Annotated in this window: 16 protein-coding genes and 2 tRNA genes; 13 read left to right on the top strand and 5 right to left on the bottom strand. The window is 70.5% G+C overall.

The genetic code is table 11. From position 1 onward, the window contains the following. Positions 1-199: 199 nt before the first annotated feature. Entirely contained in the window at positions 200-1,330 is a 1,131-nt protein-coding gene (locus H305_RS46850; protein ID WP_037765064.1) for a M48 family metallopeptidase, read from the bottom strand. Positions 1,331-1,400: 70 nt separating this feature from the next. Here H305_RS46850 and H305_RS53480 point away from each other — a divergent pair, with 70 nt between their 5' ends. The 7 genes from H305_RS53480 (at position 1,401) to H305_RS0123600 (ending at position 5,881) form a co-directional block, all read left to right on the top strand. Next, entirely contained in the window at positions 1,401-1,592 is a 192-nt protein-coding gene (locus H305_RS53480) for a hypothetical protein (protein ID WP_158690566.1), read from the top strand. A 139-nt stretch (positions 1,593-1,731) separates the two neighbouring features. Next, positions 1,732-1,893, top strand: a complete 162-nt coding sequence (locus tag H305_RS54080) for a hypothetical protein (RefSeq protein WP_028802573.1) — start codon at positions 1,732-1,734, stop codon at positions 1,891-1,893. 69 nt (positions 1,894-1,962) lie between these two features. Then, positions 1,963-2,682 (top strand): nicotinate-nucleotide adenylyltransferase, encoded by a 720-nt coding sequence (gene nadD, locus H305_RS0123620; RefSeq protein ID WP_028802572.1) that lies wholly within the window; start codon positions 1,963-1,965, stop codon positions 2,680-2,682. Between the two features lie 16 nt (positions 2,683-2,698). After that, positions 2,699-4,444: an LCP family protein gene (locus tag H305_RS0123615; protein ID WP_028802571.1), complete on the top strand. Its 1,746-nt coding sequence runs from the start codon at positions 2,699-2,701 to the stop codon at positions 4,442-4,444. A 155-nt stretch (positions 4,445-4,599) separates the two neighbouring features. Further along, positions 4,600-5,043: a ribosome silencing factor gene (rsfS, locus tag H305_RS0123610; protein WP_028802570.1), complete on the top strand. Its 444-nt coding sequence runs from the start codon at positions 4,600-4,602 to the stop codon at positions 5,041-5,043. Next, the gene (locus H305_RS0123605) at positions 5,040-5,702 is read left to right on the top strand and encodes a histidine phosphatase family protein (RefSeq protein ID WP_028802569.1); all 663 of its coding nucleotides are present in this window, start codon (positions 5,040-5,042) and stop codon (positions 5,700-5,702) included. Before rsfS ends, H305_RS0123605 begins: the two co-directional genes overlap by 4 nt. A 106-nt stretch (positions 5,703-5,808) precedes the next feature. Then, positions 5,809-5,881 (top strand) — tRNA-Ala (locus tag H305_RS0123600). A 55-nt stretch (positions 5,882-5,936) separates the two neighbouring features. Here the strand turns inward: H305_RS0123600 and H305_RS46845 are convergent. Beyond that, a complete protein-coding gene (locus tag H305_RS46845) occupies positions 5,937-6,812 on the bottom strand; it encodes a helix-turn-helix transcriptional regulator (protein WP_051370870.1) in 876 nt (291 codons plus the stop codon). A 222-nt stretch (positions 6,813-7,034) separates the two neighbouring features. Between H305_RS46845 and H305_RS0123590 the strand changes: the two genes are divergently transcribed. The 3 genes from H305_RS0123590 (at position 7,035) to H305_RS0123585 (ending at position 8,879) form a co-directional block, all read left to right on the top strand. Then, positions 7,035-8,399 (top strand): MFS transporter, encoded by a 1,365-nt coding sequence (locus tag H305_RS0123590; protein ID WP_028802568.1) that lies wholly within the window; start codon positions 7,035-7,037, stop codon positions 8,397-8,399. A gap of 69 nt (positions 8,400-8,468) precedes the next feature. Further along, a complete protein-coding gene (locus tag H305_RS54075) occupies positions 8,469-8,642 on the top strand; it encodes a hypothetical protein (RefSeq protein WP_199791446.1) in 174 nt (57 codons plus the stop codon). Positions 8,643-8,645: 3 nt separating this feature from the next. Beyond that, the gene (locus H305_RS0123585) at positions 8,646-8,879 is read left to right on the top strand and encodes a hypothetical protein (RefSeq protein WP_010986886.1); all 234 of its coding nucleotides are present in this window, start codon (positions 8,646-8,648) and stop codon (positions 8,877-8,879) included. Here H305_RS0123585 and H305_RS0123580 read toward each other — a convergent pair. Beyond that, the gene (locus H305_RS0123580) at positions 8,848-10,032 is read right to left on the bottom strand and encodes a glycosyltransferase 87 family protein (protein ID WP_037765107.1); all 1,185 of its coding nucleotides are present in this window, start codon (positions 10,030-10,032) and stop codon (positions 8,848-8,850) included. The two genes, H305_RS0123585 and H305_RS0123580, sit on opposite strands and share 32 nt — an antisense overlap. Before the next feature lie 138 nt (positions 10,033-10,170). Here H305_RS0123580 and H305_RS0123575 point away from each other — a divergent pair. After that, a tRNA-Ala gene (locus H305_RS0123575) sits at positions 10,171-10,243 on the top strand. A 48-nt stretch (positions 10,244-10,291) separates the two neighbouring features. Here H305_RS0123575 and H305_RS0123570 read toward each other — a convergent pair. Both H305_RS0123570 and H305_RS0123565 read right to left on the bottom strand, forming a co-directional pair. After that, positions 10,292-11,911, bottom strand: a complete 1,620-nt coding sequence (locus H305_RS0123570; protein WP_028802566.1) for an NADH-quinone oxidoreductase subunit NuoF family protein — start codon at positions 11,909-11,911, stop codon at positions 10,292-10,294. Then, on the bottom strand, positions 11,908-13,224 hold the full coding sequence (locus tag H305_RS0123565) for a hypothetical protein (protein ID WP_028802565.1): 1,317 nt from the start codon (positions 13,222-13,224) through the stop codon (positions 11,908-11,910). Before H305_RS0123565 ends, H305_RS0123570 begins: the two co-directional genes overlap by 4 nt. A gap of 407 nt (positions 13,225-13,631) precedes the next feature. Here H305_RS0123565 and leuS point away from each other — a divergent pair, with 407 nt between their 5' ends. Both leuS and H305_RS0123555 read left to right on the top strand, forming a co-directional pair. Next, positions 13,632-16,514 (top strand): leucine--tRNA ligase, encoded by a 2,883-nt coding sequence (gene leuS / locus H305_RS0123560; protein WP_028802564.1) that lies wholly within the window; start codon positions 13,632-13,634, stop codon positions 16,512-16,514. Between the two features lie 153 nt (positions 16,515-16,667). Next, entirely contained in the window at positions 16,668-17,393 is a 726-nt protein-coding gene (locus H305_RS0123555; RefSeq protein ID WP_028802563.1) for a hypothetical protein, read from the top strand. The last annotated feature ends 51 nt before the right edge of the window (positions 17,394-17,444 follow it).

The following is a 17,444-nucleotide window of genomic DNA, read 5'->3' as shown; positions in this document are numbered from 1 at the left end:
GCGCCTGGCCCGGGGCTGTGACGCTCCCCGGACCTCCGGTCCGGAGCCCCCGGACCTCCGGTGAGGAGCCCCCCGGGCGAAGGCCGTGACGCCCGCCGGATCTTGGGCGAGGAGCGTCCGCGTGCGGAGCCGTGTCGCTCGTCGGCCCTCCGGTTGAACCGGGACGCCCGTGCCCGGGGGGTGGAGGCCTCTGTCCTGGTCAGCTGTCGCCGTCGGGACGCCCGTCGCCCGGGTGGTCGTCGCCGGACCCGCCACCGGAGTTCCGCGGCGGAGCGTCCTTGGCCGCGCCGCCCGTGAAGCCGCCGAAGCCGCGCCGCACCCGGCCCCCGAGGTCTCCCGCACCGCCCGCGATGTCGCTGACCAGCTTCATCAGCGGGTCCTTGGAGTTCTTCACGTCGCTGGCGTAGCTCGCCGCCGACTGGCGGAAGGAGTCCGAAACCGAGGTGTCCTTGTCCTCGCTGCGCCGCGGGTAGTGACCGTCCATGAGCCGCTGGTAGTCGCGGGACTCCGCCCACTTCTTCAGCTCCGCCGCACGCACCGTGGTGAAGGGGTGGGTGCGGGGCATGACGTTGAGGATCTTCAGGACGGAGTCCCGCAGGTCGCCCCCGGCCTCGTACTCCTCGGCCTGCGCGAGGAACGCGTCCACGTTCATCTCGTGCAGATGGTTGCCGCCCGCGATCTTCATCAGGCCGCGCATCGAGGCACGCAGGTCCTGGCCGACCAGCAGCCCGGCGCGGTCCGCGGACAGCTCCGACTTGCGGAACCACTCGCGCAGCGCCGTGACGATCGCCATGATCGCGAGGTTGCCCAGCGGGATCCAGGCGACCCGGAGGGCGAGGGTGGTGAGGAACAGCAGGATCGTGCGGTACACGGAGTGACCGGACAGCGCATGGCCGACCTCGTGCCCGACGACGGCGCGCATCTCCTCCTCGTCCAGCAGCTCGACGAGCCCCGTCGTCACCACGATGATCGGCTCGTCCAGGCCGATGCACATCGCGTTCGGCTGCGGGTCCTGGGTGACGTACATCGGGGGGACCTTCTCCAGGTCCAGGATGTAGCAGGCGTCCCGCAGCATGGCGTTGAGGTGCGCGAACTGGGCGTCGGAGACGCGCACCGAGTCGGACAGGAACAGCAGCCGCAGGCTGCGCTCGGGCAGCAGGCCGCTGAGCGCCTTGAAGACCGTGTCGAAGCCGCTGAGCTTGCGCAGGGCCACCAGGGCCGAGCGGTCCGCCGGGTGTTCGTACGCCCGCGAGGAGATCCCCTCGAAGCGCCTGCGCTGCCTGCTCGGCACGTTCTCGTGCCCGTTCTGCTCGTGGCCGTCGTCGGACATGTCTTCCCCCATGCGCGTCTGTGTGCCCTATGTGCCCCCAAGGCAGAGCCCAGCCTAGGCGGAGATACCGTTGACGGGCAGTACAGAGAAGGAGTCGTACGCCATGGAGCACATCCCCGCAGCCGCCTGGCTCACCGAGGCCGCGAGCGCGGCAGACAAGCAGGGGCCGGGCAATCTGCTCCGCGTCGTGCTGGTCGTCATGGTCGTCGGCGTGGCCCTCACCGCATGGTTCCTGCTGCGCGGGTACAAGCGGGACGACTGACCGCCCGAGGCGCCCGGTTTTCCGGCGCCGCGCGGCAACCGGCGTCCCCAACGGCGGAGTCGGCGTGATCGTGGCCGAGGCCCCCGCATACGATGAGCCGACGTCTTTATCCCGCCCACACCGGATAGGTCCTGCCGAGATGAGCTTCCACAGCACCGCTGCACAGTTGGTCACCGTCGCCGCCGAGGGTGAGAACGGCGGCAACCACGAGAGCCTCAGCCCGTACCTGACCGGCGGCGGCGCCCTCTTCGTCCTCCTTCTGCTGCTGTGGATCACCACACGCTTCAACCGGGACCGCTGAGCCCCACAGGGCCCGCTCAGGGCCCCTGTCGGCCGGAGCCCGTCCGCCGGGCCGGTAGGGTCTGCACGCATGGGAGAGCAGGACATGCCTACCGGTCCGGCGAGTGACACGGAGAGCGGCACCGGCGGTTCCGCCAAGGGCGGCACGGCCGGCAACGTCGGCCGAGTGACGACCGGCCCCGGAAACGGTCCCTCGAATCCGGGCAAGCGCCGCCTCGGCGTCATGGGCGGAACGTTCGACCCGATCCACCACGGGCACCTCGTGGCGGCCAGTGAGGTCGCCGCGCAGTTCCACCTCGACGAGGTCGTCTTCGTGCCGACGGGGCAGCCGTGGCAGAAGACCGACCGCAAGGTCACTCCGGCCGAGGACCGCTACCTGATGACGGTCATCGCGACCGCCGAGAACCCCCAGTTCTCGGTGAGCCGCATCGACATCGACCGCGGCGGCCCGACCTACACCACGGACACCCTGCGCGACCTGCGCGCGCTCAACCCCGACACGGACCTCTTCTTCATCACCGGCGCCGACGCCCTGGGCCAGATCCTCACCTGGCGGTACACGGAAGAACTGTTCTCCCTCGCGCACTTCATCGGGGTCACCCGGCCCGGTCACACCCTGACCGACCCGGGGCTGCCCGAGGGCGGTGTCTCGCTCGTCGAGGTTCCCGCGCTCGCCATCTCGTCTACAGACTGCCGTGCGAGAGTCGCCAAGGGCGAACCTGTCTGGTATCTGGTGCCGGACGGTGTGGTGCGCTACATCGACAAGCGCGAGTTGTACCGCGGCGAGTGAGCCGAGAGGGGCACCGGTGAACGACCGATACGACGGATACGCGGGCGGCGACCAGTACGAGCTCGTCGGCTACGACGAGTTCGGGCAGCCTGTGTACCGACAGGTGTCGCAGCAGCCCCAGCAGCAGGGCTACGACCCCTACGGCTCCCAGCCCCAGGGCTACGGCTACGACCCGTACGCCTCGGGCCACCCGCAGCCCGGCCGGCCCTACGACGCGGGCGGACCGCAGCCGGCGCCGTACGACACCGGGCAGCAGCAGGCCGTGCCGCCCTACGACCCGGCCCGGCGGCCGCCCGCGCCCTCGTACGACCCCTACGGCACCGGTGCCCCCGCCGCGGGCGTCCCGGGCCCGTATGACCCGTACGGGCAGGGCGAGGGCCCGGGCGGCGCCGGCACCGGGCAGCAGCCCCGCGTGGCCGAGCAGACCGCCTACATTCCGCAGCAGGCGGGTCCCGTGGAGGACGACGAACCCCGGGCGGGCCGCGACTACCGCACCGAGCAGTTCGCGTTCGTCGAGGAGCAGGAGGACGACTCCGAGGACGTCATCGACTGGCTGGCGTTCACCGAGAACCGCACCGAGCGCCGCGAGGAGGCCAAGCGCCGCGCCCGCAGCCGCGTCGTCGCCCTGGTCGTGGTGCTCGCCCTCGTCGCGGTCGGCGGCGTGGGCTACCTCTGGTACGCGGGCAAGCTGCCCGGCACCTCCTCGGACGGCAAGCCGGGCGCGACGACCGCCGTGGGCGCCCAGAACCGTGACGTGATCGTCGTCCACCTGCATAACACGAAGGGCGGCGGCACCTCCACGGCCCTGCTCGTCGACAACACCACCACCAAGCAGGGCACCACCGTCCTGCTGCCCAATTCGCTCGCCATGACGGACGACAACGGCTCGACGACCACGCTGGCCAAGTCCGTCGACGACGACGGAACCTCCGGCACCCGGGACGCGATCGACACGGTGCTCGGGACCGACATCCAGGGCACCTGGCGCCTCGACACCCCCTACCTGAACAACCTCGTCGAACTCGTCGGCAACATCGACATCACCACCAACACCGACGTGCCCGACCCCGACGCGAAGAAGAAGGGCCAGGCGCCTCTCGTCAAGAAGGGCGAGGACCAGACCCTCAGCGGCAGGATGGCCGTCGCCTACGCCACCTACCGGGCCTCCGGCGAGTCCCAGAACGCACAGCTGGAGCGGTTCGGAGCGGTCATGCAGGGCGTGCTGCGCAAGCTGTCCTCGGACAAGCAGGCCGCGACCACCACCGTGCAGACGCTCGCCCAGATCCTCGATCCGCCGCTGACCGACGCGGACCTCGGTGCCTTCCTCGCGAAGCTCGCCGACCTCGCGAAGGGCGGCGACTACAAGACCGCGCTGCTGCCCGTGCAGCAGGACGGCACGCTCAGCGAGAGCGCCAGCGACAGCGTGATCAAGGACGTGCTCGGCGGCACCGCCAAGAGCCCCGACGCAGACGCGGCCGTCCGGGTCGGGATCAAGAACGCCACGGGCACCAAGGGCGCCACCGAGCAGGCCCGCGTCGTCCTGGTCAACGGCGGCTACACCTTCCTCGACTCGGGAACGGGGGCGGCGCAGACAGTGTCGCGGATCACCTATTCCGACGCCGCCAAGAAGGCCGACGCCACCGAGGTCGCCAAGACACTGGGTCTCCCCGCCGGCTCCGTGAAGAAGGGCACGGTGACGTCCAACGCGGACGTGTCCGTGGTCCTCGGCCAGGACTACAAGCTGAGCAGCCCCAGGGGCTGACCGCCGCCTCTCCCGGGGCGGCCGACGCCCCGCCCCGGGAGGTCCGGGGGCCGCCCGCCGGGCGCCCCGGACCGGCGCCCGGGAAACGCGTGGGGTCTCCTCGGCGGTCCGTGAGACCCTTGAGTCATTACTGACCGCCTAAGGAAAGCCGCGTAGTGACCGCCACGGACCGCTCCATCGAGCTCATCAACACCGCCGCACAGGCGGCAGCCGACAAGCTCGCGCACGACATCATCGCCTACGACGTGAGCGACGTACTGTCGATCACCGACGCCTTCCTGCTGGCGTCCGCTCCCAACGACCGCCAGGTCAAGTCGATCGTCGACGAGATCGAGGAGCGGCTCAGCAAGGAGCTCGGCGCCAAGCCGGTGCGCCGCGAGGGCGACCGCGAGGCCCGCTGGGTGCTGCTCGACTACGTGGACATCGTGGTGCACGTGCAGCACAGCGAGGAGCGTGTCTTCTACGCCCTGGAGCGGCTCTGGAAGGACTGCCCGGAGCTGGACCTGCCCGCCGACGCCAAGGCGACCCGGGGCAAGGCCGCCGAGCACGCCAAGCTCCAGGCCGAGGAGGACGCCGCCGAACTGGGAGAGCTCCGGTGAGCGCCGAGGCCGGGAAGACGCCCGGCCGGGGCCGCCGCATCATCCTGTGGCGTCACGGCCAGACCTCCTGGAACCTGGAGCGCCGTTTCCAGGGCTCGACGGACATCGAGCTGACCGAGACCGGCGTCGGCCAGGCCCGTCGCGCCGCCCGGCTGCTGGCCTCGCTGAAGCCCGACGCCATCGTCGCCTCGGACCTCAGGCGCGCCGCGTCGACGGCCGCGGAGCTGTCCGAGCTCACCAGCCTCGACGTCACCCACGACGAGGGCCTGCGCGAGACGTACGCGGGTGTCTGGCAGGGGCTGACGCACGAGGAGATCATCGGCCGGTACGGCGACGAGTACGCCGCCTGGAAGCGCGGCGAGGCGGTGCGCCGCGGCGGGGGCGAACTGGAGACCGAGGTCGCCGACCGCGCCGCCCCCGTGGTGCTGCGGCACGCCGACAAACTCCCCGAGGACGGCACCCTCGTGGTGGTCAGCCACGGTGGCACCATTCGCACCACCATCGGCCGTCTCCTCGGCCTGGAGTCCCGTCACTGGGAGAGCCTCGGCGGCCTCTCCAACTGCTGCTGGTCCGTCCTCGGGGAGGGCGCCCGCGGCTGGCGGCTCCTGGAGCACAACGCCGGCACCCTGCCGGAGCCCGTGCTCGGGGACGACGACTGAGCGGCCCGCCGTCCGGTCCCGGGGCCCGTCGGGACCGGATTTCACTTTCTGACTGGTCGCAGGCTAAGGTTCTTCTTGTTCGGCCCGCTGAGCGGGAAGAACGCAAGGGGCTATAGCTCAGTTGGTAGAGCGCCTGCATGGCATGCAGGAGGTCAGGAGTTCAATTCTCCTTAGCTCCACACAATGACTCTCTTTGGAGTTGTCAAAGATCGGTGATGAAGGATCCCGTTCCCGTCAGGGAGCGGGATTTTTCGTTGCCGTCGCCGTGGTCTCCTGCGTCATCAGCGCCCGCAGTCGCGCCACGCGCAGGCTCGTCTCCTCGTCCACCGGCTGGTAGACCACGATCCGGCACTCCGGCAGACCGTGGATGGACAGGGAGATCGAGGTCATCCGCATCTCACCGACCGCAGCGTGCCGAAACGTCTTCACCCGCGGGCCGGGCGGCACCACGTCGCCGTTGCGCCACAGCCGGGCGAAGTGCGGACTCGCATGCGACAAGCGGCATATGAAGTCCTCCCACGCCGGCTCGCCGGCGTGCAGCCCGTAGGACGAACGCAGCGTCGCCACCATCACCGGGAGCTCGGACTCCCGGAACACCAGGGGACAGGCCGGCTCGGGCACGGTGAACAGCGTCCACAGCGCGTTGCCCATGCCCGAGTTGGCGGTCCGGGGCGTGAAGAACACGTCGCGGTAGGCGCGGTTGGCGGCGAGGATGTCGAAGCGCGCGTTGTAGACCACGGCCGGGTGCGGGTCGACGGCGTCGATGACGCCCTGGATCTCCGGTCCGACGGTTCGTGCGGCGGCCGGGGGATCCTGCTCGTACGGGACCTCGGCCAGGTGGTAGAGGTGCTCGCGCTCGGGCTGGTCGAGGCGCAGTGTCCGGGAGACCGCGTCCAGCACCTGCGGGGAGGCGTTGATCGGCCGCCCCTGTTCGAGCCAGGTGTACCAGGTGACACCGACGCCGGAGAGCTGGGCCACCTCCTCGCGGCGCAGCCCCGGTGTGCGCCGCCGGAAGCCCGGCGGCATCCCGACGTCCGCGGGTGTCACCCGGGCCCGCCTGCTGCGCAGAAAGGCGGCCAGCTCCGGCCTGCGGCGTTGTGTCGTGCTCATCGGCTCCACATCCCCCGTCCCATGGTCCGTGCCGGACCCGACCGCTGCCAGGTGCTGTCACTACCAGCATCGAGGGGCTCTCGTTACCGGTATCCGGCCGCCGCCACGCTCGACGGCATGACGACGACAACCCCCGCGGGCACAGAACCCGCACGCGGTCCAAGTCCTGCTGACAGTAAAAACCCTGGCACTGACAATCGGCCGGGACGACTGCTCGCGGTCGTGCTCGCGGCACAGTTCATGGCGCTGCTCGACGTGTTCATCGTGAACGTCGCGGTGCCCACCATCGGTTCCGAACTCCACGCGTCCGGCGCGGGGCTGCAGCTGGTGGTCGCCGGATACTCCATCTCCTACGCCGTGCTGCTGATCACCGGAGCCCGGTTGGGCGACCGGCTCGGCCACCGGCGTGTCTACCTGGCCGGACTCGTCATCTTCACCGCCGCCTCGCTGGCCTGCGGACTGGCCCGGGGAACGGAGGAGTTGATCGCCTTCCGGCTGGTGCAGGGCGCAGGATCGGCCGTGATGATCCCGCAGGTCCTCAGTCTGATCCAGCGCAACTTCGCCGGCGAGGCACGGGCGCGCGCCCTCGGCGCGTACGCGGCCGTCCTGGCCACCGGCGCCGCCGCCGGACAGGTGCTGGGCGGCGTGCTGGTCAGCGCCGATCTGTTCGGCACGGGCTGGCGGCCGGTGTTCCTCGTCAACGTGCCCGTCGGTCTCGTCCTCCTGTTCGTCGGGCGACGGGTCCTGCCGCGGGACGACGCCGGGGCCCTGGAACGCTCGCGCGGCCTCGACGTGCCGGGGCTCGTGCTGCTCGCCGCCGCCGTCTCTCTGTTCACCGTGCCGCTCGTGCTCGGGCAGGAGGAGGACTGGCCGCTGTGGTCGTGGTTCTCGCTCGGGTCGGCGGCGGTGTTCTTCGTCCTGTTCTGCCGGTACGAGTCCCGGCTGGCCCGGCGTGGCGGAGCGCCGCTGATCTCGCCGCGGGTGCTGCGTCACCCCGGCGTCGGTCTCGCGGTCTTCCGGCTGCTGGCCGTGATGGCGGTCAACGCGGGCTTCCTGTTCTCGCTCACCCTGCACATCCAGGGCGGGCTCGGCTACAGCGCTCTGCGGGCGGGCCTCACCTTCGCGCCGACCGCGGTGATCTTCGGCCTGGTCGGCCTGACCTGGCGCAACTGGCCCGCCTCCTGGCAGCGCGGCCTGATACCGGCCGGCTTCGTGCTCGCCGCGGGCTCCGTGGCCGGCGTCGGAGCCGTCCTCGACGGCGGGAGCGACGGCGGAGGGTGGCTGTACGTGGCGTTCGCGGGTGTCGGGGCCGGGCTCGCGCTCGGGTTCAGCCCCACGCTCACCAAGGCGCTGGCGACGGTGCGGCCCGAGGACGCGGCGGACGCCAGCGGACTGCTCGCGACCGTCACCCAGCTCGGTCAGCTGATGGGTGTCGCGGCCTTCGGCACTCTGTTCTTGAACCGCCTTGAGTCACTTGGGGCTCCGGGGGCGTATACCTCTGCGGACGCGCTCCTCACATGCATGTACGCGCTGGCCGCGACGGCCTTGGTGGGTGCCGTGTCCGGACTGGTACGCAGGCGTCGCTGACCGTATTGCTCCGGCCGTGGCAGAATCAAACGGCCGGAAGGGGGCGCGGCCCGACGGGAGGGAGTAGCGATGCCTGCGAGCATCCGCGAGGAGGTCGACGATCTCCTCGAAGTGGCACCGAGACGGAAAAAAGCCACTCTCCTCGACTGTCCTTCCTGCGGATCGGTCCACGTCGCCCAGGTCCTCGGGGACAACGGCGGGATCTCCTACGTGTGCACGGCCTGCGGCCACAGCTGGAGCTGATCGATGGGTGCACACAGGCGGAAGTGCGATTGGTGCGGCAGTGGTACGCCGATCGTCCGCGACATGGAGCCGGTCAACCACGACTACCAGTACTGGTGCGAGGAGTGCGCGCGGGCGCTGATCATAAAAGGCGACCCGATCGAGACGTACCGCGAGCTGGAGGGCGAGCCGATCTACGGGCGGCTCCTCGACGAGCACTGCACCCTCAAGCGGTTCTACTCGTTCGCCACAGCCTGACCCCGACCAGGGCCAGGAAGGCGCAACCGGCTCCCACGTAGAGGGACGACAGCGTCAACTCGACGCCGTTCTGGTGCAGTTCCAGCCTGCCCGGACCGTGTGGCACCCACCACAGGGAGTAGGTGCAAAAGGCCAGAGCCGCGCAGACGGCCGCCGTGCGGCTCTTCGTGGCGAGGAGCAGCACCATCGGCACGCACCACACCCAGTGGTGCGACCACGACACGGGACTGATCAGCAGGGCCGTCACCGCGCAGACGACCGTCGCCCAGGCCCGCAGCCCGCGCAGCTCGGCGGCGACGGCCACGGCTAGGCCCAGAACGCCCGTCAGGGCCGCGGTGACGGCCCACAGGGCCCCGGGCTCGGTGGTGTGCAGCAACCGGGCCAGGAGGCCGCGCAGCGACTGGTTGGCCGTGTCCTCGACGAACCCGACCCGGCCGGCCTCGAAGACCATGCGGGTCCAGAACCGCGAGGAGTCGTGCGGCAGCAGGGCCGCCGCCAGCAGCGTCGCCCCGGCGAACGCGACGACGGCCCCGCGCGCATGCCGTAGCCAAGGCCCCACCGAGCCTCTGCCGGAGCGTTCCACGACATCGGTGACCAGCAGGAACACCACGAACAGCGCGGGCGTCAGCTTGATCGCCGCAGCGATCCCGATGCCCACCCCGGCCCAGCGGTGTCCCGGTCGCCGTGACAGATCCCACAGCACCAGTACGGCGAGCAGGAGATTGATCTGGCCGTACCGCAGCGTCGTCCACACCGGCTCGCACCACACGGCCGCCGCCGCCACCCACCAGGCGCCCTCCACGCGCGCGTGGCCCACGAGTCGCAGCGAGAGTGCGACGAACGCCACAAGGAGGGCCAGGTTTCCGGTGGTGGCCACCGCGCGCATGCTCGTCGTGTCCAGCAGCGTCAGCGGCGTGAACAGCAGCGCCGCGAAGGGCGGGTAGGTGGTGGGCAGATGGGCCTCGGTCGTGCGCAGCGCGTAGAGGTCGCCGCCCGCACGGACCGTCTCCCCCTCCGCCCGGTAGACCATCAGATCGATCATCGATACGTGCGCGGCCCGCTGCGCCCACCAGAAGGCCGCGAACGACAGCAGGCACACCCCCACGGCGACGGGTGTACGGCGTCTGGCACGGGGGAGCGCGATCACGGTCACGAAGGCCGACACTAGCCCCCGAATCCGTACAGAAGGGAAACGATTTGGTGATGCACCCAGGTGACCGTGTAATGTTGGCGTCGCCGCCGGGGAAACCGGGCGACACGGTCAACATGCGGCTCCGCCGCAAGACCGCGAGGGGCTATAGCTCAGTTGGTAGAGCGCCTGCATGGCATGCAGGAGGTCAGGAGTTCAATTCTCCTTAGCTCCACAGACGTTGATGGCGGGCCACCCGATCGGGTGGCCCGCTTCTTCGTGTTCAGCGGCCGCTGCCGAGCGCCCGGCGGCCACGTCCCTGGGAGAGCACCGGCAGGTTGTTCCGCGCGGGCGCCGAGGACCGGGTGTCCTCCTCGATACGCAGGGCGAGCGCCGGGCAGCGCCGCACGGCGCGCAGTGCCTTCGCCTCCGCGTAGCGGGGCACGGAGGCCTGGGCGACGGTGGGGAAGCCGTCGGCGCCCAGCTCGAAGACCTCGGGGAGGATGTCGGCGCACAGACCGTGCCCGCGGCACAGCGTCCAGTCCACGAAGATCTTCTGCCGGCTCGGGCCGGTCTCCTCCTGGGCCTGGCCGCCCGGGATGCCCGTGGGCTGCCTGCCCCCCTCGAAGAGCGGCAGAACGCCCTCCACGGGCCTTCCGCAGCCGTTTCCGAGCACGTGCGCGGCGAGGTCGTCGGTGAACGCCTTGATGGTCGACTCGATGAACATCGCCGAGCCGTCCGGGTGGGAGCAGGCGCCGCGCCGCTTCACGGCCTTGGCGACCTGCTTGACGGCCTCCAGGGCCGCCGGACCACCGCCGTTGAGGATGTCCTCCAGGCCGCGCGCCGCGGCGGGCAGGCCCAGGTAGCAGGGGCCGCACTGCCCCGCGCTCTCCTCGGCCAGCCACTGCGCCACGCGCAGCGACTCGCCCAGGGGGCACGTCTGCTGGGTGATCGGGAGGATCGCGCCCGCGCCGAGCGCGCCGCCCACCGCGTCCAGCGAGTTGCGCGAGACGATCGCCTCGTTGAGCGTCGCCGCGTCCAGCCACTTGCCGTGGTAGCCGCCGGTGAGTACGCCCTGCGGCATCGGCGGGGCGCCGGCGAGCTGGAGCACGTACCGCAGTGGCACGCCGGTCGGCACCTCGATCACCATGGGGCGGGCGACCGCCCCGGAGACGGTGAGCATGACGGTGCCGGGCTCGTCGTACAGACCCGTGTTGCGGTAGCGGTCGGGGCCGATGCGCGCGGCGATCGCCAGCTGGGCGAAGGTCTCGGCATTGGACAGCAGCGTCGGCGCCCCGCCGACGCCGCTCTGCGACGCACTGATCTTGCGGCCGGGCGGGATGGCCGGGCCGCCGTCGATGGAGCGGATCAGTGAGGCGGCAGCGCCGGTCACCATCCGCACCGGGTTGCGCTGCACGCGCGCGCGAAGGGCCGATCCGCGCCGGTTGCTCAAGCCGCGCTCGGCGAGCGCGGCTTCCATCGAGGCCTGCGTGGACGCACGCGTCACCCCGATGACCAGGGTGCGCGCACCCATGGCCTCCGCCGCCAGCAGGGCGCCGTCCAGGATGAGGTGCGGGGCACGGTTGATGAGCACCGTGTCCTTGCGGCAGGCCGGTTCGTCCTCGCTTCCGTTCACGACCACCACGGGGCGGATGCCCTTCTGGATGGCCGATTCGGCGACCGAGCGCAGCTTCTTGGCGAAGGGGAATCCCGCGCCACCGCGGCCCTTCAGAGAGATGGCCTCGGCGAGGCCCGCGAGTTGTTCGCCGCCCATCGGTTCGAGCGGCCCGTGCACCTTGAGGTGCATGGGCAGATCGAGTCGTTCAACCAGGTCGAAGCCCGACGTGAGCTGCGGAAGTCCGACTACACGGACTTCCGGGACGTCGGGCAGGGCCTCGTTCACCTAAAGCCTCCGCTGGGGGCGTTCCATGATTCACCAGGACCAGGAGCGTCATAGGCGCCCGGCAGTACTTCAGTCGTGGGACCGCTGTCGTACGTGTCGTTGGTGTTGTACGTGCCGTAGGAGGGGTTCGTCTCACCGGTGTCGTACAAGTCACTTGTTCCGTAGGCGCCGGCAGCCGAATTGTCGTAGACGGGAACGCTGTATCCCGTGTCGTTCAGCGGGTCGTAGGCAGACTGGGGCGCCTCGCCGACGGGGGGCGGCGAGGGGATGGGCCAGCTGCCCGACGTGCTGCTGCCGTCGACGTGCGGGAACGTCTCCGTGGGCTGCATCTCCAGGGGCATCCGGAAGTGCTCGGTCTGGCTCTGCCCGGCACCGTCCGCACCCGGTGTGCCGCCCGACACGGCGCGGTAGGCGGCCGCGAAGCCGGACATGCCGGTGCCGGTGGATGCGGTGTCCTGGGCAGCGTCGTACAGGCCCGCCGGGGACGGGGTGCGCTGCGGCGGTACGAACGTGTCCTGGGCGGACCGTCTGGCGGAGCGTCCGGCGTAGCCGGGCAGCGGGGACTGCGCCGCGGCGCCGCGGGGGGCCTCCTGCTCCTCGCGGAAGGGGCGGGCGCCGGGGCCGTTGCTCTCCCCGATGACCGTCAGGATGCGGTCGGCGACCTTGCGCTTGAACGGGGCGGACGCCGAGCGCAGCGCCAGGGCGCCCATCACGGCGATCAGGCAGAGGCTGTAGGACACGGTGACGTACGGCTTGGCGGCGCGACCCGCGTAGAGGCCGTGCACCAGGGCCGAGCACCAGGCCGGGTAGGCCAGCATGTGCACGGCCCGCCAGCGTGCCGCGACCGGTGCGGGGGACGCGAAGGCGCTGCGCAGCGCGCCGGTGATGGCCGTGAAGATCATCAGTAGACCGGCCAGCGAGCCCAGGCCGATCAGCCCGTTGCTGCCCGTGACGCCGAGCCCGAAGGGGATCAGCGCGGCGATCAGGGTGGTGTGGTCGAGCGCCAGCTTGACCGTGATGTGCAGCAGCAGGAAGGCGACCGAGGAGACGGCGGTCGTCCGGTGCACGGCCTGTGCGACCAGTCGCTGGCGCGTGTTCAGGAAGAGCCGGTCGGTGGCGAGGAGTCCCCAGATGACCGAGCAGGTGAGGGCGACCAGCGACAGCACGCCGGCGCCGAAGTTGAGGAAGTCGCGCAGGCCGTCACCTCCGACCAGCACGACCAGGGGGATGAGCAACAGGGCGGCAGCCGTCATCGCCCCGTAGGCCGAGCGGCCTGGCCGGGGTATCGAGCTGTTGTTGCGACGAGGGTTCATGGGGGTTACTCCCAACGGTTCGGGGAAGCGGTCCCGAAGCGGCACTCTAAGTGGAGCCATACCGAGGAGTACGAGGTTTGAGTTATTGCGTTGTTACCAAAGGGCAATCGGGTCTTTGTGTTGTCCCTTAGAGGCTGTTACGCGAAGTAATATTTGAATATCGTTCAGCTTTTTCGGTGATCCGGACGGTGGCACGGCGTGCCGAGCGGCCCGGAACCTCGTCGCGACGCCCGCGGCGGCTGCGGTACCCTGACGCCATGCGTGCCGTACGCCTTCTGCTTAGCGAGCCGCGCTGATCAGTCCTGACCACTGAAGAGATCGTGGTCGGAATCGGCGCGGCGTCCCCTCCTGTGCGAGGGGCTTTTTCATTTCCGCTGGCAGAGACGATCGATGGAGCTTTGAGGATCATGAGCGAGACGACTACCGCTGCCACCGCCGAGGTGGCGGCGCCGCACCGCTACACGGCCGGGCTGGCCGCGGAGATCGAGGCACGCTGGCAGGACTTCTGGGACGCCGACGGCACCTACGAGGCGCCCAACCCGAGCGGCGACCTGGCCGGGGACCCCGAGCTGGTCGCCAAGCCCAAGAAGTTCATCATGGACATGTTCCCGTACCCCTCCGGTGCGGGCCTGCACGTCGGCCACCCCCTGGGCTACATCGCCACCGATGTATTCGCCCGGTTCCAGCGGATGACCGGCCACAACGTCCTGCACACGCTGGGCTTCGACGCCTTCGGCCTGCCCGCCGAGCAGTACGCCGTCCAGACGGGCACGCACCCGCGGGTCTCCACCGAGGCCAACATCGAGAACATGAAGGCCCAGCTGCGCGCCCTGGGCCTGGGCCACGACAAGCGCCGGTCGTTCGCCACGATCGACCCGGACTACTACAAGTGGACCCAGTGGATCTTCCTGCAGATCTTCAACTCCTGGTACGACGACGAGGCCGCCAAGGCTCGTCCCATCAGCGAGCTGGTCGCCCAGTTCGAGAGCGGTGACCGTGCCGTCCAGGCCGCCGACGGCACCACGCGCGCGTGGAACGAACTGACCGCCTCCGAGCGCGCGGACGTCCTGAGCGAGTACCGCCTGGCATACGCCTCCGACGCGCCGGTCAACTGGTGCCCCGGGCTGGGCACCGTGCTGGCCAACGAGGAGGTCACCGCCGAGGGGCGCTCCGAGCGCGGCAACTTCCCCGTCTTCAAGGCCAAGCTGCGCCAGTGGAACATGCGCATCACCGCGTACGCCGACCGGCTGCTGGACGACCTGGACGCGCTGGACTGGCCCGAGGCCATCAAGCTGCAGCAGCGCAACTGGATCGGCCGCTCCGAGGGCGCCCGCGTCGACTTCCCGATCGACGGCGAAGCGATCACGGTCTTCACCACCCGCCAGGACACCCTGTTCGGCGCCACCTACATGGTGCTGGCCCCCGAGCACCCGCTGGTCGAGAAGTTCACCCCGGACGCATGGCCCGAGGGCACCCACGAGGTGTGGACGGGCGGGCACGCGACCCCCGCCGAGGCCGTGGCCGCCTACCGCGCCCAGGCCGCCTCCAAGTCCGACGTCGAGCGCCAGGCCGAGGCCAAGGACAAGACCGGCGTCTTCACCGGCACGTTCGCCACCAACCCGGTCAACGGCGAGCAGGTCCCGGTCTTCATCGCCGACTACGTGCTGATGGGCTACGGCACCGGCGCGATCATGGCCGTCCCCGCGCACGACACCCGTGACTTCGCGTTCGCCCGCGCCTTCGAGCTGCCGATGCGCTGTGTCGTGGAGCCCGCGGACGACCGCGGCACGGACGCGTCCACCTGGGACGACGCCTTCGCCTCGTACGACGCGAAGATCGTCAACTCCGCCGGCGAGGAGATCTCCCTGGACGGCCTGGGTGTCGTCGACGCCAAGGCCCGCATGACGGAGTGGCTGGAGCGCAAGGGCATCGGCGAGGGCACGGTCAACTTCCGGCTGCGCGACTGGCTGTTCAGCCGCCAGCGCTACTGGGGCGAGCCCTTCCCGATCGTCTACGACGAGGACGGCATCGCCCACTCGCTGCCCGAGTCGATGCTGCCCCTGGAGCTGCCGGAGGTCGAGGACTACTCGCCGCGCACCTTCGACCCGGACGACGCGAACACGTCCCCCGAGACGCCGCTGTCCCGCAACGAGGACTGGGTCAACGTCACGCTGGACCTGGGCGACGGCCCCAAGAAGTACCGCCGTGAGACCAACACCATGCCCAACTGGGCCGGTTCCTGCTGGTACGAGCTGCGCTACCTGGACCCGCACAACGACCAGAAGCTGGTCGACCCGGCCATCGAGCAGTACTGGATGGGCCCGCGCGAGGCCCGGCCGCACGGCGGCGTCGACCTGTACGTAGGCGGAGCCGAGCACGCCGTGCTGCACCTGCTGTACGCGCGCTTCTGGTCCAAGGTGCTGTTCGACCTGGGCTACGTCTCCTCGGCCGAGCCGTTCCACAAGCTGTTCAACCAGGGCATGATCCAGGCCTTCGTGTACCGCGACAGCCGTGGCATCGCGGTGCCGGCCGCCGAGGTGGAGGAGCGCGACGGCGCCTACTACTACCAGGGCGAGAAGGTCTCCCGGCTGCTGGGCAAGATGGGCAAGTCCCTGAAGAACGCCGTCACTCCGGACGAGATCTGCGCCGAGTACGGCGCGGACACGCTGCGTCTGTACGAGATGGCGATGGGCCCCCTGGACGTCTCCCGGCCGTGGGACACGCGCGCGGTGGTGGGCCAGTTCCGTCTGCTGCAGCGACTGTGGCGCAACGTCGTCGACGAGGCGACCGGTGAGGTCACCGTCGTCGACGCCGAACCGGACGAGGAGACGCTGCGCGCCCTGCACAAGGCGATCGACGGTGTCCGCCAGGACCTGGAGGGCATGCGGTTCAACACCGCCATCGCCAAGGTCACCGAGCTGAACAACCACCTGACCAAGGCGGGCGGCCCCGTCGCGCGCTCGGTCGCCGAGCCCCTGGTGCTGCTGATCGCGCCACTGGCCCCGCACATCGCCGAGGAGCTGTGGCGCCGGCTGGGCCGTACCGACTCGGTCGTCCACCACGACTTCCCGGTCGCCGACCCGGCGTACGTCGTCGACGAGACCGTGACCTGCGTCGTGCAGATCAAGGGCAAGGTCAAGGCTCGCCTGGAGGTCTCCCCGGCCATCTCCGACGAGGAGCTGGAGAAGGTGGCGCTGGCCGACGAGAAGGTCGTCGCGGCGCTGGGTGGCGCGGGCATCCGCAAGGTGATCGTGCGCGCGCCGAAGCTGGTGAACATCGTGCCGGCCTAGTCGCCCTGCCCGCCCGGCCGCCGGGCGGGCTCGGGGTAGTCCCCTACGGGCAGGTTCGGGGTTCTCCAGGAACTCCGAACCTGCCCGTGGCGTTTACCGTTGAAGAGCGCGACGACACCGTCGCGGCAATGGAGGAGGAGCGTGGTGGGAACCTTGATCACAGTGATCGCGCTGCTCTTCCTGCTGTTCGTGGTACTCGGCGCATACGCCACGGTGAAGGTGATCGGCGCCGCCAAGCGCGGCGTGGACCGCACGATCTCGCAGGCGCGCCGCACGGTCGAGGACACCACGCTGCGGGCCAGGACCCTCGCTCAGCCCGGCCCCGCGGGCGAGCTCGCCGAGCTCCGCCTCAAGCTGCGCACCTCCATGCGCGCCACGCAGGACGCGCTGCACGCGGGCGTGGCGGACGACGAGTCCCTCAAGGAATCCCTGGGCCTCTTCGAGCGGCTGAGCGCGCACGGGCACGAACTGGACGACGAGCTCAAGCGCCTGGAGAGCGAGCCCGACCGGGGCACGCTGGCCGCCCGGCTGCCCACCCTGCGCGAGCGCACCGAGCGCATCACCCAGTCCGCGGACTCGCTGCGCTGGGCCGCGCGCGACCGGGCCCGCCGCTTCGCCGACGACGACCTGGACTCACTGAGCGCGCAGATCGACGTGGAAGCCGGCGCACTGCGGCACTGGACCAAGGAACCGGGGCCGAGCGCCGCCGGCTGGCCCGAGGCGCCGGCGGCGGACGAGGCCGCGTCCGGCGGACAGAGCTGGCCGGAGAGCCCGGAGTCCCACCGGCCCGAGGAACCGACCCGGTCCGCCATCGATCCGCCGGTCCGAGGCCCTGCCTACCCCTGGCAGAAGAAGCCCCGCCCCGAGAGCACGACTTGATCCGGTCGCTGCGACAAGAGCTGGCAGGGGCCGGGCTGCCGCCCGGCCACG

The sequence above is a fragment of the Streptomyces sp. 142MFCol3.1 genome (assembly GCF_000424945.1).
Classification (GTDB): Bacteria; Actinomycetota; Actinomycetes; order Streptomycetales; family Streptomycetaceae; genus Streptomyces; species Streptomyces siamensis.
Note: the sequence above shows the minus strand (reverse complement) of the source record. Positions and strands in the feature narration are given on the sequence as shown.

Coding starts and splice junctions, on each gene's coding strand:
- H305_RS46850 (WP_037765064.1), bottom strand. CDS start 1,330: ATGTCCGACGACGGCCACGAGCAGAACGGGCACGAGAACGTGCCGAGC.
- H305_RS54080 (WP_028802573.1), top strand. CDS start 1,732: ATGAGCTTCCACAGCACCGCTGCACAGTTGGTCACCGTCGCCGCCGAG.
- nadD (WP_028802572.1), top strand. CDS start 1,963: ATGGGAGAGCAGGACATGCCTACCGGTCCGGCGAGTGACACGGAGAGC.
- H305_RS46845 (WP_051370870.1), bottom strand. CDS start 6,812: ATGAGCACGACACAACGCCGCAGGCCGGAGCTGGCCGCCTTTCTGCGC.
- H305_RS54075 (WP_199791446.1), top strand. CDS start 8,469: ATGCCTGCGAGCATCCGCGAGGAGGTCGACGATCTCCTCGAAGTGGCA.
- H305_RS0123585 (WP_010986886.1), top strand. CDS start 8,646: ATGGGTGCACACAGGCGGAAGTGCGATTGGTGCGGCAGTGGTACGCCG.
- H305_RS0123565 (WP_028802565.1), bottom strand. CDS start 13,224: ATGAACCCTCGTCGCAACAACAGCTCGATACCCCGGCCAGGCCGCTCG.
- leuS (WP_028802564.1), top strand. CDS start 13,632: ATGAGCGAGACGACTACCGCTGCCACCGCCGAGGTGGCGGCGCCGCAC.